The following is a 16,849-nucleotide window of genomic DNA, read 5'->3' as shown; positions in this document are numbered from 1 at the left end:
GGTAAATGTTTACATATTAACTTTATTGTAACTTAAAAGAATTATAATTTCAATATGTATTTTAAAAATATGAAATATGTTTTCATACTTAAGTTATAAAGATAATAATATAACTCTGGGGCAATAATTTAAATGTAAGCATAAAATATAATAGAACAGTATTGGAGTTGGAAAATGGTTATGAATATTACAAGTCCAAATAAAGAAGGGGTATTAAAAATAAAAGCATCTTGTAATGTATTCTATTTAGGAGAAGAAATAGAGTTAATTGCATTAAAAGAATCAGTTTATGGAATTGAAGAAATAAAGAAAGTCAAATGGAGTATTGATTATATAGGAGAAGAAATTAAATTAAAAAATAATATAATAGTAATTAGTAATTCACTAAAGGATATTAGAGTTTTAAGTGTAGCTTGTGAAGATATAGACACAGGGGAGAAATCCTACAGGAAATTTACAATCGTATTAGAGGAAAGGAAAGAAACCTTAATACATTTTATAAAAAATGATGGGGATTATTTTGGAAGTGGATATAAGTGGGATTTTTGGGTATTCTCTAATGCTGGAGTATCCTATGATGTGCCTTTAGAAGAAGACAGTGATTTTGGTAAATGTGCTTTCATTAAAGAAGAAAATGTCATAGCACGAAGAAGAGCATGGGGAGAAAATTGGGGGAATGATTGGTCAGAACAAAGCATAACCTTTGAGATACCTAAAAAAATTAAAAATTGTTATATAGTTTATGGAGAAAATAAGCTTATAACTAATATAGAAGAGGTAATTGATTATATAAAGCCAAGAATTGAAGTAGCAATAATGGATATAGAAAATAGTATAGTAGCTTTTTTATCAAGAATTCCATTAGATATGACTGAATTTTATATTTATATAAATGGAGTTAAAAAAGATGGAATTAATTATTATATTGATAAGGCTTCAAAAAAAGTAGAATTTTTAGATTTAAACTTAAATATTCTAGCAAATGATTTAATTGAAGTAAGAGCAAGCAATACATTTTTGCCTTGTAAGGTAACATTAAGAAAATTTTTAGATAAATTCAATTACCAAGGTAATGATATGGGGGTAACCTATAGTGAAAATTATATAAAATTAAGATTATGGGCACCTACAGCTTTTAATGTGGATTTATGTATTTATGAAAATTGGTATGATAAAAAAGAAAAAATATATTATAAAATGAAATACAATGAAATTTATGGAACATTCAGTATAGAAATAGATAGAAAAATAAATGAAAATAAGTTTTATTTATATAGAATTTCTTTTAAAGATATAGACAGAAATGGTAGTGAGTATGTAAAAATAAATTATGCTGTGGATCCATATAGTGTTTCAGTAGGAATAAATGGAGAAAAAGGATACTTAGTAGATATAAATAGTAATAAAACTATGTCTGATGGGTGGTTTTTAGATGAAAGACCAAAGTTGTTGAAAAAAGAAGACAGTATAATATATGAATTGCACTTAAGAGATTTTACCATATGTGAAGAAAGTGGGATTGAAAAGAAATATAGAGGAAAGTATTTAGGATTATCTAAAGAAGGAACAAAATATTATGATAAATCAAATAATATAAGTGTAAAAACTGGAATAGATCATTTAAAAGAACTTGGTATAACACATATTCACATACTTCCTATATTTGATTTTGGTTCAGTTGATGAGAGGAAATCTAATAAAAAAGGAAATAGAAACTGGGGATATGATCCTAAAAATTATAACGCCCCTGAAGGCAGTTATTCTAGTGATCCATACTGCCCTATTGCAAGAATTGTAGAACTTAGAAAAATGATTAAAACTCTCCATAAAAATAATATAAGAGTAGTTATGGATGTAGTTTATAATCATATGTATGAAACTAGAAATTTTGATAATATAGTTCCAGGATATTACTTTAGAAGTAATTATAGAGGTCGATTTACTAATGGTTCAGGTTGTGGAAATGAAATTGCAACAGAGAGACCTATGGTTAGAAAGTTTATTATAGATTCTATAAAGCATTGGATATCTAACTACAATATAGATGGATTTAGATTTGATCTTATGGAATTAATAGATTTAGATACTATGAAGGAAATAGTAAAGATTACAGAAAGCTTTAATGAAAATATCATTGTATATGGGGAGCCTTGGAGAGGTGGAGAATCTGCAGTAATAAATGGAACTTATAGAGGAAGTCAAAAGGGCAAGGGTTTTTCTATATTCAATGATAAATTTAGGGATTATATAAGAGGAGATAATACTCCTTCAATGGGTTTTGTAAATGGGAATCAACATGATGGTCCTACAGCATGGAGCATAATAGAGGGCTTGAAGGGCTCAATAAATACTTTAACTGAGGAGCCAGGAGAAAGTATAAATTATGTAGATGCTCATGATAATTACACTTTGTGGGATCATATTGAAAAAAGTTTAAATTATAATATAAAAGAAGAAGATTACAGAAAAATTACAGAAGATAATATTTTTGATAACCATTTAGTAAGAAGAAATATATTGGCACTTTCTATAATTATATTTTCTCAAGGAATACCATTTATACAAGGTGGAGCTGAGTTATTAAGGACTAAAAATGGTGATCATAATAGCTATAAAAGTCCAGATAACATTAATGCTTTTTATTGGAGTGATAAGGTTAAATACTTAAAAGTATTTAATTACGTAAAAAATTTAATTGAAATTAGAAAGAAATTCAATGAATTTAGATTTAATAAAAGGGAAGATGTAAGTAAGATAAATATAAGCTTTTTAAATGGTGATGAAAGGGTAGGAGTAATAAAATGGCATTATAAGGACTTAGATGATAAAGAGTTAATTGTATTATTTAATGCAACATCAATAGATAATTATAATGTTAACCAATATATAGAAAAACCTAAGAGTGAAAAATGGTGTCTATTAGCAGTTAATGATTTAATTAATTCTAATGGAATAAAAACTATAAAATATAATGAAATTCCAGAGATAAGATCTTTTTCTATTTTAATTATGTATTCATATAGCTAAGAGGATAAAAAATTACCTCTTAGCTTTTTTTATCCCTAGAGTATAGAAAAAGAGTATTTATTTAGTATCCTATGGCAATGAAAATGAAAAAATAGAATGATATATTAATATTAAAGTAATTAATATTTATTATTAATACGCAGTATTTATGTAAACATATACAAAAGACAGTGTAATAGTTGGTGTTTATGTAAAAATTCAAAAATAGGGGGATTTTTATGAAAATCAAGCAAAACAAATTAATACTTTTTTTAGGAATCATTTTTACTACCTTACTATTTAATACTACGGTGTTTGCAGCGGATACAATGCAAGATGTACAAACACCACAAGGGTTTAAGGCTCTTTTAACAATAGTACCTCTTATTGTTATAATAGTTCTATTAGTTAAAAGAGTAGACATGCTAGTAGCAGGATTTATTGGTGGAGTATTAGCTATGATAATTGGAGGAATCGGATTAGCTCAAGCTAATGATTTCTTATTGCAATCAATTCCATCAATGTTAACTATCACTGTTCCTATTATTAATTCAGCTTTAGCAATGGCAGTTTTTGCAGCAGGTAGTTATACATCTTCATTAACACTTGTAAAACGTGCTATTAAAGGAAAAGTTGAATACTTAGCGGCATTTATCGTAATATTACAAGCAGCAGCTACTTATATGTCAGGTATTGGCGGTGGTAGCGCAATGGTTATAGCACCTTTAGCATTTGCAGCAGTAGGAGCTATACCAGAATTAGTAGCTGGTATGTCAATAGCAGCAGCAGTGTCATTTACTACTTCTCCAGCATCATTAGAAACTGGAATAGTATCAAAATTAAGTAATGTACCAGTAGCAGATTATGTAGCTCAAATGAGAGTTTTCTGGTTAGTATTTGTAGCTATATCAGTTATAATAGCTATATATGGTACTAAAAAGAGAAAAGTTTTATTTAAAGAAGAAGAAAATGAAGAATTTAAGAATATGAGCAATAAAGAATTATTAATTAATACAATACCAGCTATATTCTTATTATCAGCAGTTATTATAGGACCTCTTGTAAACAAATTAATAGGATTCTCTTTAGTTACACCTTTAGTATATACAGTAATTACAGTTGCATTAATATTTGTTTGCACTAAGATGACATTAAATCAATCTGTAAATGCTATGGTTGATGGATCAAACTATATATTAGTTAGATTATTTAGCGTTGGAATATTCTTAGCATTTATAAATATTATTAACCAAACAGGTGCATTTGTAACAATAGTTAGTGTAGCTAAATCAGCACCAGCAGCTTTAGTTGTTCCAACAGCAGTATTAGCAGGGTTCTTAATAGGGGTTCCAGCAGGAGCATATGTTGGTTCAGTTTTAACATTAGTTTTACCAGTTGTAACATCTCTTGGATTCTCACCAGTTGCATTAGGATTTGTTGCAATGGGAGTTGGCCTTGGTAGCCAAATGAGTTTTGTTAATATAACAATGCAAGCATTATCATCAGGATTTAAAATTCCTATAATAGATGTTGTTAAAGGAAATTCAAAATGGGTATTAGGTTGTGTAGTTATATTATTAGGACTTGCTTTTATATTCTAAAATTATAAAATACAAAATTTAAAAATAGAGAGGGGAATAAACATGGATATTCTTATAAAGAAGGCTAGAATAAGTAATGATGAAAATTTAAAAGACATAGCTATAAAGGATGGAAAAATTATTAAGATAGAAGATAACATAGAAGGAGAAGCCTTAAGATTAATAAATGCTGATGGTAGAGTTTTAATCCCAGGGTTAGTTGAAAGCCATATACATTTAGATAAAGCTTTAATAGCTGATAGGCTTCCAAATAAAAGTGGTACACTAAAAGAAGCTATTGAAGTAACAGGAAAGTTAAAACCAACATTTACAAAAGAAGATGTTGAAGAAAGAGCTAAAAAAGCTTTAATGATGCTTGTAAAAAATGGTACTACTCATATTAGAACTCATTCTGAATTTGATCCATCACAAGGATTTACAGGTTTTGAAACTGTAATGAAATTAAAAAAGGAATTTAAAGATATTATTGATATTCAAGTTGTAGCTTTCCCTCAAGAAGGAATTTTTAAAGCAGAAGGTACTGAGGAAATGATGTATCAAGCTATGGAGATGGGTGCAGATGTTGTAGGTGGAATTCCATATAATGATCATCCAACTAAGGAGCATATTGATTTAGTATTTGAAATAGCGAAAAAATATGACAAGCCTATAGACTTCCATCAAGATTTTAAAGATGATGCAGATGGAATAAGTATTGAATATGTATGTAAAAAAACTATAGAAGAAGGTTACCAAGGAAGAGTTTCTGTTGGACATCTTACTAGCTTAGCAGCATTACCAAAGGAAAAACTAGAACCTATTATAGAGCTTATGAATGAAGCACAAATTAGCGTTATGAGTTTACCAGCTACAGACCTTCATCTTGGAGCAAGAAATGATGAATATAATGTTAGACGTGCAGTTACTCCAGTAAGAGCATTAAGAGATGGTGGAGTAAATATGTGTTTAGCAACAAACAATATAAGAAACGCATTTACACCATACGGAAATGGAGATTTAATACAAATAGCTATGCTTGCAATTCCTGTATCACATTTAGGTGGAGCAGATGATTTACCAACTGTACTACCAATGATTACAACTAATCCTGCTAAAGCTCTTGGGTTAAAGGATTATGGAATTGGAGTAGGAAAAAATGCTGATTTAGTGCTTTTAGATACAAAAGCTTTAAATGATGCCATTATAGACATACCTGATAGGCTATTTGTAATAAAAAATGGAAAAGTTACTGTGGAAACAGAAAAAACAATTAAATTTAATTTTTAATAAAAGCAGGGTTTACCCTGCTTTTATTTTAATGTATCTAATAAAATTATTGTACAAATGAAGAATTTTTATTTAAAATTCTTAAAATTGGTAATAAAGCTAATATAACTAAGATAACTAATAAGTTACCTCCTACTACAGAACCATTAACTACAAATGAATAAAGTACTGGAGACCATCCTTCTGGAGCAAACTCACCAAAAAATAATACTCCAGATATAAAGTGAAATATAAATCTTATGAACATACCAAAGGTTGCTCCTAGTAATTTTTTGTTTTTAAAGAAGCCAGCTAGTCCAACTGCCATGAATGGAAGAGGGTAATCAAATAATACTTGTATTGGATGTAATATATAAGGACTTATAATCAAGTATATGATTCCAAACAAAAATCCTGTAAGCATACCAATTTCAGGACCATACATAAAGGCTATTATTAAAATGGGAACCATACTACCTAAGTTTATACTCCCAGCACCATTAGGTAAATCAACTAGTTTAACAAGATGTAATATTGTAGCTAAAGCTAAAGCTATTCCTATTCTAGCCATAACCTTAGTATCTAATTTTAATTTCTTAAATTTAATAAGAGCTAAAATTAGGATAACAACTCCTATAAGAGTTGCTAAAGATAAAGGGCTTTTTATTATTTCACTAAATCCTTCCTTTATTGTGTTGATAAAATTAAACATAAAAAATACCTCCTATAAATATGCTAGGAGGTACATTAGTAACTAGTTAAATTATCACTAATATATTCTTTGTGACTTTCCTACGCTGGTATTATCCAGATCAGGTAAAGAGGGTTAATGATAAATCATTTCTCAGCCATAAGGCACCCCTAGCACTTAAATATTATGTTATATAAATTGTACATAAAATGGATATAAAAGTCAATAATAATTATTTTAACCATATCTATATATGCGTTTCTTTCTAGGATTTGCAAGATAGTCATAGGATGCAGTCCAGTAAGGTAACAGCTCAGGTTTATATTGTAATAAATCTTTTAAAAATTTATCAAATAAATGGTACTTAACTAATATTTTTACTATATCCTTGGGATAAGGTGTTATTTTACTATATGGTTTTCTTGGATCAATAACTTTAATTTTTCCTTTGGAATTTACAAAAATATGTGCATTTCTAATATTAAGTCTTTTAAACTTAAGTCTTTTTAAATCTTCAATTAAGTCTACTATTTCTTTAGATAAATTATAGGGAAGCCCATGTTTAGAAATATATTCTTTAAGGTTTATGCCACCAACATATTCCCTTATTAATATGTTACCTACCCTTACTATAGAATTTGGAAAGAAGGGGCTATCAGAAGTTTGTTTAAGTATGTCATCTTCGCTCTTAGCGTTTTTTATATTTTTAAAGACTTTAAATGCATATCCTTCAGGAGTTAAATATACTGATCCTTCGGCACCTGATCCTAGTAATTTAAAATCCTTAGCCTCTATAAGGTAATTCATTACACACACCTATAAATATTACTTTTATTTATTATATGCGAATAAATTTATTATGATATTAAAGTAAAAAATTAATATAAATATATAAAGTATGTATATTAGTATTTAGATAAGGATGATTATAAATGAATAATAATATTGGTTTTTTATTGTTAGGGCATGGCAGTTTTGCATCTGGAGTTAAGAGCGCTCTTGATATTTTAAAAATAGAAAATGAAAATTTAGAATTAGTAGACTTCCATTATTCTAATAGTATTAATGAATTAGATAAAAAAATATATAATGCTTTACTTAGGCTATCAGAATATAACTATGTAATAATATTATGTGATTTATTCGGTGGAACACCTTTTAACAGAATAATGATGAGTATTTTAGATAACCAAGAAAGATATAATGTATTGTGTGGTATTAATTTGCCTATAGTTATAGAAGCTCTTATAAAATATAAAGACTTTAGTACGGCAAGTGAATTGGTAAATCATTTAAAAGGTATATTTAATAATACATTAGTTGATGGAATTCAATAAATATATAAGCATTAAACTTTTAAAGTATAATAAAATTAATGTTTAATTTATGATATAATTTAAATAAAAAAATAAACGGTGAGAGTATGATTTGGAAAATAAAAAAGTTTAAAGATTTAACAGCTGAAGAATTATATAAAATTTTAAAATTACGAAGTAGTGTTTTTGTAGTAGAGCAGGAGTGCATATACCAAGATTGTGATGGAAAAGATTTAGATGCATACCATCTATTTTGTATGGACAAAAACAAAGTAATTGCTACTCTTAGAATATTGGATAAAGGAGTTTCCTATGATGAAATATCTATAGGGAGAGTAGCAGTAGATAAAGAATATAGAAGAAATAATTTAGGTAGAAAAGCTATGGAAGAGGCTTTGAATTTTATTAAATGTACTTATGGGGAAGCGAAAATTAAGATTTCTGCCCAAGTATATATTAAGGATTTTTATAAAAGCTTAGGATTTAAAGAGTGTTCTAAAGAATATTTGGAAGATGATATACCTCATATAGAAATGATAAATAATTTTATATAATTTTTAGGGTGTTGCAAGATAAAATAAATTTTGCAACACCCTTTAAGCCTACTGAATAGATATTTGTTTTTCCTTCATAATAATGTTTATTCTTTTGTAATAAGTTATCATAAGTGGAATTATAGCAGCCAACCAAGCAGCTGGATCAGCTAAAGCTATTCCAGTAAAATCTAAAACTAAAGGTAAAGTAAAAGCAACAACAGTTCTAGCAATCATTTCAGCAAATCCAGCCATCATTGGAACAAAGCTTTCACCAACACCTTGTAAAGTATTCCTATATATGAAAATAAGCCCTAGAGGTATATAAAATATAGAAACTGTATTTAAGTAGTGTCTAGCATAGTATATAACATCTAAATCATTTCCACTCATAAACAATTTAGTAAAAGTACCACCAAATAGTACTACAATAATTGTTGAAATTATACTGACTAATATACTTATAATGCTGCATTTTTTAACACCTTCTTTTATACGGTCAATCCTTCCAGCACCTAAGTTTTGTCCAGAGTAAGTTGCCATTGCAACACCAAAAGTAACTGCAGGTTGCATAACTAATTGTTGTACCTTTGAAGCAGCTGTATAAGAGGCTATAATTTTAGAACCAAAATTATTAAGAGCACCTTGTAGAACCATTGCACCAGCAGCAGTTATAGAAAATTGTAGTGCCATAGGAACTCCTATTCTAAGTTGCTTTTGAACATAGGTTTTTCTTATTTTCCAGTGATTTTTATTTAGTTTTAATATTGGAAATTTTTTAACGATATATATAGCACATAGTATTGCAGAAATAGATTGAGAAATAATTGTTGCATAGGCGGCACCAGCTACACCCATGTTAAAGTTAACTATAAATACAATATCTAAAATAACATTTAATATGGAAGCTATAATTAAGAAATATAATGGAGTTTTACTATCTCCAAGAGCTCTTAATATACTAGCTAACATGTTATAAAAAATAATTGCAATATTTCCAGCATAAATAATAATAATGTAAGATAATGAATCCGTCATTATATTATCAGGTGTATTCATAAGTTCTAGTAACGGTTTAGCAGATGCCATACTTATTGAAGTTACTACTATAGTCATAACAGAAGATAGTACTAAAGAACTAGCAAAAGACTTTTTTACGCCTTCATCATCGTTTGCCCCAAATCTTTGAGAAACTAAAACAGCAAATCCACTAGTTAAGCCAATTACAAATCCATTAACTAAAAAGGCCATTGCACCAGTTGAACCAACAGCAGCTAATGCATCTACACCAAGATATCTACCAACTATTATGGTATCTACCATACTGTAAAACTGTTGAAATATATTTCCGATAAGCAAAGGAATCGAAAAAGTTAAAATTAATTTTACGGGACTACCCGTTGTCATATCTTTAGTCAAGTCTCATTCCCCCTTTTAAACTTTTGTAAAAAATATAACTTTTTAGCAATATAAATGATACCATTATAGTAAAATCATATCAATGTTATTTCAAAATTAGAAAATTATTTAACAACTTTGTAATAAGTTATTATAACTATTTAAAAACTTCCATTTATTATATAATTAAATAAGGTAAAGGGAGGTTTTTTAATGAAAAAAGTTCTTTCATTAATTATAGGAATATTAGTTACTATAACATTAATTAGTTGTGATACTACAAAGGTTATAGAGGAAAATACTAAAGAAAACAATGAATCTAGTAAATATACTATTACAGAAAGGAATATTGAAAATATTCCTGATAACAATTTTTTTACTCCATTATTTTATAATAATGATAAGATATATGGAAAGTTATTGGAAAAATCTGGTGATGAATTTAATAAATCTTCTATTTTTTCATATTCATTTAAGAATGGAAAATTTAAAGACGTAGAAGAAGAATTTACTGATGAAGAGATAAATTTTATAAATAGTTTTAGTGGAGGAACTGGAGAAGGAATATGTATGATTGACTCAAATAAATTAAGTGATAGAAAATTTTATTTTATGGATGTAAAAAATAAAGTTAAATTTGAACTTAATGAATTTGAAAAAACATATAGCTCAATGGAATTTAATCTTAAAAATTTTATAAATTTAGGATATAAATTAGATGGAAATGATAATTATTTTATTTATAGATATTTATCTCAAGAAAATAATGAAATTGGAGAAAATCAAGAAATTATAATAATAGATATACAAAATAAAAATTACTATAGATTTAATAATAAAGATAAAATATTTATTTATTTTTATTATGATAATAGCCAGGAATCTATTATGGCTATAGATGAGGCAGGGAAAATAAGTAAAGTTACATTAGAAGAAAATAATGTATTTTTTAAAGAACATAGTGAAATTAAACTTGGTGATGAAAAAATATATAATAAATTCGGTTACTACAAACCTGATTTTAATAATAATTCTTTAATTCTTAGAGTTGAAAATAAGCAATCTAAGCAATATATGGATTACTATAATATTATATATAATACTATATCTAATGAAACTATATTTTTAGATAAGGAAAAGATAATATTAGAAAGTGTAAATAATAGTAATTTTTATATAGTTTTATATAAGGACAATAGGTATTTAGCTGAAGTAAGTGAAACAGGGGATATTAATTTGATTTATAAATTAGATAATGAATATAAATATATGTATTCATTTGCAAATGAAAAAGGAGATAATATACTTATAGCTAGAATAAAGGTTTCTGAAGAAAATTCAAAAAATCCTGATAAACCAATAGTAAATGAAGAAATAAAATACTTCATTTTAGAAATAGAAGAAAGGGAATAATTTATTTTATGGAAAAGAAGAAGATACTAGTTGTTGAAGATGAATATTCAATAAATGATGCAATAACCTTTGCCCTTAGAAAAGAAGGGTATGATGTAAGAAGTTCATTTAATGGAAAAGATGCATTAGAAAGATTTAATGAATTTAAACCAGATTTAGTATTACTAGACTTAATGCTTCCTGATATAAATGGATTAGACATTTGCAAAGAGATATCTAAGAAAGCATATATTATAATGCTAACTGCTAGAGGAGAAATTATAGATAAAATATTAGGCTTAGAGCTTGGAGCAGATGATTATATAGTGAAACCATTTGAAATAAAAGAAGTATTAGTAAGGATAAAAGTTATTTTTAGAAGAGGGGAAAAAAACATAAATAAAGCTATTGAAGAACAAGAAAATCAATCAGTGAAAATATATCCTAATAATAGACAAGTAATAAAAGAAGGAAAGGAAATATTACTAAGAAGAAAAGAGTTTGATTTATTAAATTTCCTTTATGAAAATAAGGGAATAGTTTTTTCAAGAGAGGATTTACTAGAAAAAATATGGGGATATGATTATGAAGGTGATACAAGAACAGTAGATGTTCATATTAGAAGGCTTAGAGAAAAGCTTAATGAAAATAAGGATAACTCTATAATAGAAACGGTCTTTGGCATAGGATATATAATGAGGTGATAAATTGGATAAAACCTTAAAAGGAAAGTTATTAAAAGGGAGCATGGTTTCTGTTTTAGTTATAAATATAATATTTACTGTTTTTATATCTATATATTTAAATAATTCTTTTAAAAATAGTATTATACAAGAAATGAATAATATAAAAATAGCAGCATTAAGTATAGTAAACCAAAATGAAATAATGGAAGAGCCGATTTGGAAAAGTCTTTCTCCAATAAATGAAATTATACAAGACTATGTTGGTTTTTCAAATGAAAATAGAAAAATAAATCAATCAGTTGGCAAGCTTATAAATGATAAAGAAATTTATAATATTCTAACTGAAAGTAATAATATTAAATCAATAATTAAATTCAAATATATAAATAACTCTTATTTTATAACATATAATTATCCAATTTATATTAAGGATGCTTTTATTGCAAATTTGGTAATACAAAAAGACTATTCTTATAAATATAGAGAGATGATAAAAACTGTTTTAATTATAATTTTAGGACAAGCATTTGTAGTAATAGCTTTAATATTAACTATATCCTTAATAATTAATAAATCTATAAAGCCATTAAATGATTTAAAAACCTCTATGAAGGAATTTAAATTAGGGCAGGAAATAGAGGATATAGAAATAAATTCTAAAGATGAAATTTCAGATTTAGCTAAAACCTATAATTTGATGAAGAATAAACTAATATCTCAAGATAAGGTATTAAGAGAATTCTTTAATAATGCAACTCACGAACTTAAAACACCAATTACTTCAATATCTCTTTATTCTCAAATATTTAGAGATAATAATATTAAGGAAATGGATGATGATTTTATAAGTAGGGCAAGTAGTAGGATAGTTTTAGAATGTGAAAAAATAAAAAACTTAGTTGAAAAAATGTTAGAAGCTTCAAGAGGTAAAATTAATAAAAATAAATTTAAGAGTACTTTTTCTATTAAAGAAATAATAGAAGAAGTAGAAGAGGATTTTGAATTAAGAATTAATAATAAAAATTTAGATATAAAAAATGAATTAGAAGAAATAAATTACTATGGAGTTTTTGAAGACTTGGAGCAGATATTTATGAATTTATTAGACAATAGCATTAAATATGCTTCCTCAGAAAAAATAGAAATAAAGTTGTTTGAAGAAGATGATAATATAAAATTAACTATAAAAAATGAAGTTTTAAATATTCCAGAAGAAATTAAGGATAGATTATTTGAACCATTTATTAAGCATAATAGCTTCATTAATATAAGTAAAGAAGTAAGTAGTTCTGGTTTAGGATTATACCTATGTAATGAATTAGCTAAAGAAAATAACTGGAATTTATCATATGAAATTATAGAAGAATACATTAAGTTTGAGTTAATACTAAAAAAAGAGTTGCCATAGGCAACTCTTTTATGTTGTAGCAAATTGACTATTATATAAATTTGAATAGAAACCATTTTTCTTTAATAATTCTTTGTGATTTCCTTGTTCTATGATTTTTCCATCTTTCATAACTAAAATTAAATCAGCCTCTTTAATAGTGGAAAGTCTATGAGCAACAATAAATGAAGTTCTTCCTTCCATTAATTTATTAAATGCTTTTTGAATATAGATTTCAGTACGTGTATCTATACTACTTGTTGCTTCATCCAATATTAACATAGGTGGTTTAGAAAGCATAACTCTTGCTATACATAAAAGTTGTTTTTGACCCTGAGATAAAGAACTGTCCTCTGAAAGTACAGTATCGTAACCTTTAGGTAACCTAGTAATGAACTTATGAGCATGGGCAGCTTTTGCAGCTTCAATAACTTCTTCTAAGGTAGCATCTTCTTTTCCATAAGCTATATTATCTTTTACAGTTCCAGAGAAAAGCCAAGTGTCTTGAAGAACCATTCCATAAAGACCTCTAGTACTTTTTCTAGTTATATTATCTACATTAATATTGTCAATTTTTATTTCACCAGAATTTATATTGTAAAACCTCATAAGTAAATTAATTAAAGTAGTTTTTCCACAGCCAGTAGGACCAACTATTGCAATTCTTTCACCAGGATTAACCTTTAAATTAAAGTTATCAATTAATGGTTTATCTTCATTGTAAGAAAAACAAAGATTTTCTATGCTTACAGAGCCTTCACAGGACTCTAAATTAATAGCATTATCCTTATCTTGAATTTCAGGAGTTTCATCAAGTATTTTAAAGACTCTATTAGCAGAAGCAAAGGCTGCTTGTAATTCAGTAATAACTCCAGAAATTTCATTAAAAGGTTTAGTATATTGATTTGCATAGCTTAAAAAGGCAGAAAGGTTACCTATTGATAAATTACCGTTAATTGCACTTAAGGCACCTACAATACCAACAGCAGCATAAACTATTCCATTTACAAATCGAGTTACTGGGTTTGTAATAGCAGAGTAAAATTGTGCTTTTTGTCCATATTTATAGAGCTTTTTATTGATTAGTTCAAAATTTTCTAAAGATCTATCTTCATAAGAAAAAGCCTTTACAACCTTTTGATTTCCTATCATTTCTTCAACATAACCAGTTAATTCACTACGAACCTCTGATTGTTTTCTAAACATTGAGTGACAACGCTTAGCAATTGTAGAGGCAGTAAATAATGATAAAGGAGTAATTATAACTACTAATAAAGCAATTTTAACATTAATTGAAAGCATAAATATTAAAGTTCCTAATATAGTTATAACACCAGTGAAAAGCTGTGAAAAACCTTGTAGCAATCCATCAGATACTATTTCAATATCATTTATGACTCCATTAATAATTGACCCATGAGCATTAGCATCTATATATTTAAGAGGTAATTCATTTAATTTATTAAATACATCTATTCTTAAATCTTTAATAGTTTTATAGCTTACTATATTAGTACATCTTGTCATAATTAGTTGAAATAATGCAGAAAAAATTATAGTTAGTAATAATAAAATTAATATTTTTATAAGGTTATCAAAATTAACATTATCTTTTCCTACAATAAGATCAACTCCATTACCTATTAATATAGGAGTTAATAAAGTTAAACTTACATTAATAATAGCGCTAATAAATGCTATTATAATAAACTTTTTATAAGGCTTTGTATAATTTAAAATTCTTTTTATTATTTTAGTATTCAAAGAATCACCTCCTAATTATTTAATTGAGAAGAATATATTTCATTATATACTTCGCAATTTTCAAGAAGATAATCATGAGTTCCTATTCCAGCTATTTCACCATTATCTAAAACTATTATTTTATCAGCATTTTTTATACTACTAGCTCTTTGAGATACTATAAGTACTGTAGTTTCCTTAGTTTTTTCTTTTAATGCTTTTCTTAAAGCTGCATCTGTTGCAAAATCAAGAGCACTTGAACTATCATCTAAAATTAAAATTTCTGGTTTTGAAATTAAAGCTCTAGCAATAGTAAGCCTTTGTTTTTGTCCACCTGAAAAATTTTTACCACCCTGTAAAACTTTTGAATAAATTCCTTCAGGCAAAGTTTCTATAAAGGATTTAGACTGAGATATTTCTAATGCTTCGTTAATTTCATAAGTAGTAGCATCTTCCTTTCCCCATTTTAAATTATCTAAAATAGTACCTTTAAATAGTACAGCTTTTTGGGGAACTATTCTTATTAAATTTCTAAGATCCTTTAACTTATAGTTTTTAGTATCTATTCCTTTAACGAGAACTTGTCCTTTGCTAGTATCATAAAATCTAGGAATTAAATTAATTAAAGTAGTTTTCCCTGAACCAGTTCCACCAATTATTCCAATTGTTTCATTTTTGTTCATTATTAAATTAATATCTTTTAAAGAATATTCATTTGAATCCTTGTAAGAAAAAGAAACATCTTTAAATTCAATTAAAGCATCATTATTTTTACAAGTATATTCATTACTAAGTTTATTATCAATAATTGTAGGTGAAATATTCATTATTTCTAAAACTCTATTTGCTGAAGTTGCACCTTTTGTTAAAGTTACAATTAATTGAGAAAATACAATTAAAGAAAGTAATATTTGAGTTATGTAATTAATAAAAGCAATTACTTCACCTTGAGTTAATGAACCTATATTAACTCTAATTCCTCCATACCATAATATAGCAATTATAGCTACATTCATAATCATATATGTAATTGGATTAAGAAGTGCAGAAATTTTACCAACATTAATTGAAGTGTTAGAAAGTCCACTAGTAGCAATTTTAAACCTCTCTTTTTCATTGTCTTCTTTTGAAAAAGCTTTAATAACTCTTGAACCTTCTAGGTTTTCTCTTGTAATTAAAGATAAATTATCTAATTTTCCTTGAATAACTTTATATAGTGGGAGAGATTTACTCATAACTAAATAAATAACTAATGCAATTAAGGGAGTAGTTATTAAGAAGATTATTGAGAGCTTTAAATCAATTGATATAGCCATAATTGTAGAGCCAATAATTATAAAAGGGCTTCTTGTTCCAAGTCTTATTAGCATGGCTATTCCAGTTTGTATTTGATTAATATCATTAATTAATCGTGTTATAAGAGTTGGTGTTCCTATTTCATCAATTTCTGTATAAGAAAGATTGTTTATATGTTTATACAACTTACTTCTAATTGAAGTTCCAGCACCCTGTGAAGCAATAGAAGCATAGTACTGGCAAATAAGAGCAAAAGCTAGTCCCACAGCCCCTAAAAGGATTAATACGCCTCCCATTTTAAAAACATAATTAATATCCTTATTTTGAACGCCAATATCAATAATTTTAGCCATAACAATTGGGACAAATAATTCTAATATAGCTTCAATTAATTTAAATATTGGACCAAGTATTGCTTCTTTTTTATAATCTTTCATAAAGTAAATAAGTTTTAACAATTAAATCAGTCCTTTTTGCAAATTTTATAATAATTATCATTATATCACTAAATATAATGAATTAAAAAATATCTTTTAGTACAATAATAAAGAATAT

Annotated in this window: 13 protein-coding genes and 1 riboswitch; of the genes, 8 read left to right on the top strand and 5 right to left on the bottom strand. The window is 26.7% G+C overall.

The annotated features are described in order from the left end of the window. The first annotated feature begins 174 nt into the window (after window positions 1-174). The 3 genes from pulA to BN6774_RS11235 all read left to right on the top strand — a co-directional run bounded on the left by pulA (window position 175) and on the right by BN6774_RS11235 (window position 5,873). Window positions 175-3,027: a type I pullulanase gene (gene pulA / locus BN6774_RS11245; RefSeq protein WP_066893663.1), complete on the top strand. Its 2,853-nt coding sequence runs from the start codon at window positions 175-177 to the stop codon at window positions 3,025-3,027. Between the two features lie 218 nt (window positions 3,028-3,245). Further along, complete coding sequence (locus BN6774_RS11240; RefSeq protein WP_066893661.1) at window positions 3,246-4,607, top strand: citrate transporter; 1,362 nt, start codon at window positions 3,246-3,248, stop codon at window positions 4,605-4,607. Between the two features lie 42 nt (window positions 4,608-4,649). Further along, entirely contained in the window at window positions 4,650-5,873 is a 1,224-nt protein-coding gene (locus BN6774_RS11235; RefSeq protein WP_066893659.1) for an amidohydrolase family protein, read from the top strand. Window positions 5,874-5,919: 46 nt separating this feature from the next. On the opposite strand, the gene thiT is transcribed toward BN6774_RS11235, so the two are convergent. Both thiT and BN6774_RS11225 read right to left on the bottom strand, forming a co-directional pair. Further along, complete coding sequence (gene thiT, locus BN6774_RS11230; protein ID WP_066893657.1) at window positions 5,920-6,564, bottom strand: energy-coupled thiamine transporter ThiT; 645 nt, start codon at window positions 6,562-6,564, stop codon at window positions 5,920-5,922. Window positions 6,565-6,623: 59 nt separating this feature from the next. After that, window positions 6,624-6,725: riboswitch (TPP riboswitch) on the bottom strand. A 55-nt stretch (window positions 6,726-6,780) separates the two neighbouring features. Continuing rightward, window positions 6,781-7,350: a protein kinase family protein gene (locus BN6774_RS11225; RefSeq protein WP_066893655.1), complete on the bottom strand. Its 570-nt coding sequence runs from the start codon at window positions 7,348-7,350 to the stop codon at window positions 6,781-6,783. A gap of 125 nt (window positions 7,351-7,475) precedes the next feature. On the opposite strand from BN6774_RS11225, the gene BN6774_RS11220 reads away from it, so the two are divergent. After that, complete coding sequence (locus BN6774_RS11220) at window positions 7,476-7,880, top strand: PTS sugar transporter subunit IIA (protein ID WP_066893653.1); 405 nt, start codon at window positions 7,476-7,478, stop codon at window positions 7,878-7,880. Window positions 7,881-7,966: 86 nt separating this feature from the next. Beyond that, entirely contained in the window at window positions 7,967-8,413 is a 447-nt protein-coding gene (locus BN6774_RS11215) for a GNAT family N-acetyltransferase (RefSeq protein ID WP_066893651.1), read from the top strand. 48 nt (window positions 8,414-8,461) lie between these two features. Here the strand turns inward: BN6774_RS11215 and BN6774_RS11210 are convergent, their stop codons facing one another. After that, window positions 8,462-9,811: an MATE family efflux transporter gene (locus BN6774_RS11210; protein WP_066893650.1), complete on the bottom strand. Its 1,350-nt coding sequence runs from the start codon at window positions 9,809-9,811 to the stop codon at window positions 8,462-8,464. Between the two features lie 192 nt (window positions 9,812-10,003). Between BN6774_RS11210 and BN6774_RS11205 the strand changes: the two genes are divergently transcribed. From BN6774_RS11205 to BN6774_RS11195, 3 genes are read left to right on the top strand one after another with little or no spacing between them, the layout of a single operon-like run. Next, window positions 10,004-11,203 carry a hypothetical protein gene (locus BN6774_RS11205; protein ID WP_066893648.1) on the top strand — a complete coding sequence of 400 codons (1,200 nt, stop codon included), beginning with the start codon at window positions 10,004-10,006 and terminating at the stop codon, window positions 11,201-11,203. A gap of 8 nt (window positions 11,204-11,211) precedes the next feature. Then, the gene (locus BN6774_RS11200; RefSeq protein ID WP_066893647.1) at window positions 11,212-11,886 is read left to right on the top strand and encodes a response regulator transcription factor; all 675 of its coding nucleotides are present in this window, start codon (window positions 11,212-11,214) and stop codon (window positions 11,884-11,886) included. Window positions 11,887-11,890: 4 nt separating this feature from the next. Further along, the gene (locus tag BN6774_RS11195; RefSeq protein ID WP_066893640.1) at window positions 11,891-13,276 is read left to right on the top strand and encodes a HAMP domain-containing sensor histidine kinase; all 1,386 of its coding nucleotides are present in this window, start codon (window positions 11,891-11,893) and stop codon (window positions 13,274-13,276) included. 9 nt (window positions 13,277-13,285) lie between these two features. Here the strand turns inward: BN6774_RS11195 and BN6774_RS11190 are convergent, their stop codons facing one another. Further along, window positions 13,286-15,019: an ABC transporter ATP-binding protein gene (locus BN6774_RS11190; protein WP_066893638.1), complete on the bottom strand. Its 1,734-nt coding sequence runs from the start codon at window positions 15,017-15,019 to the stop codon at window positions 13,286-13,288. Window positions 15,020-15,030: 11 nt separating this feature from the next. Next, window positions 15,031-16,752, bottom strand: coding sequence for an ABC transporter ATP-binding protein (locus BN6774_RS11185; protein ID WP_066893636.1), 1,722 nt, complete (start codon window positions 16,750-16,752; stop codon window positions 15,031-15,033). Window positions 16,753-16,849 lie beyond the last annotated feature (97 nt).

Origin of the sequence: Clostridium nigeriense, assembly GCF_900086595.1 — a bacterium.
Lineage (GTDB): Bacteria > Bacillota > Clostridia > Clostridiales > Clostridiaceae > Clostridium > Clostridium nigeriense.
The sequence above is the reverse complement of the archived record's forward strand: the minus strand, read 5'-3'. Positions and strand labels throughout refer to the sequence as shown.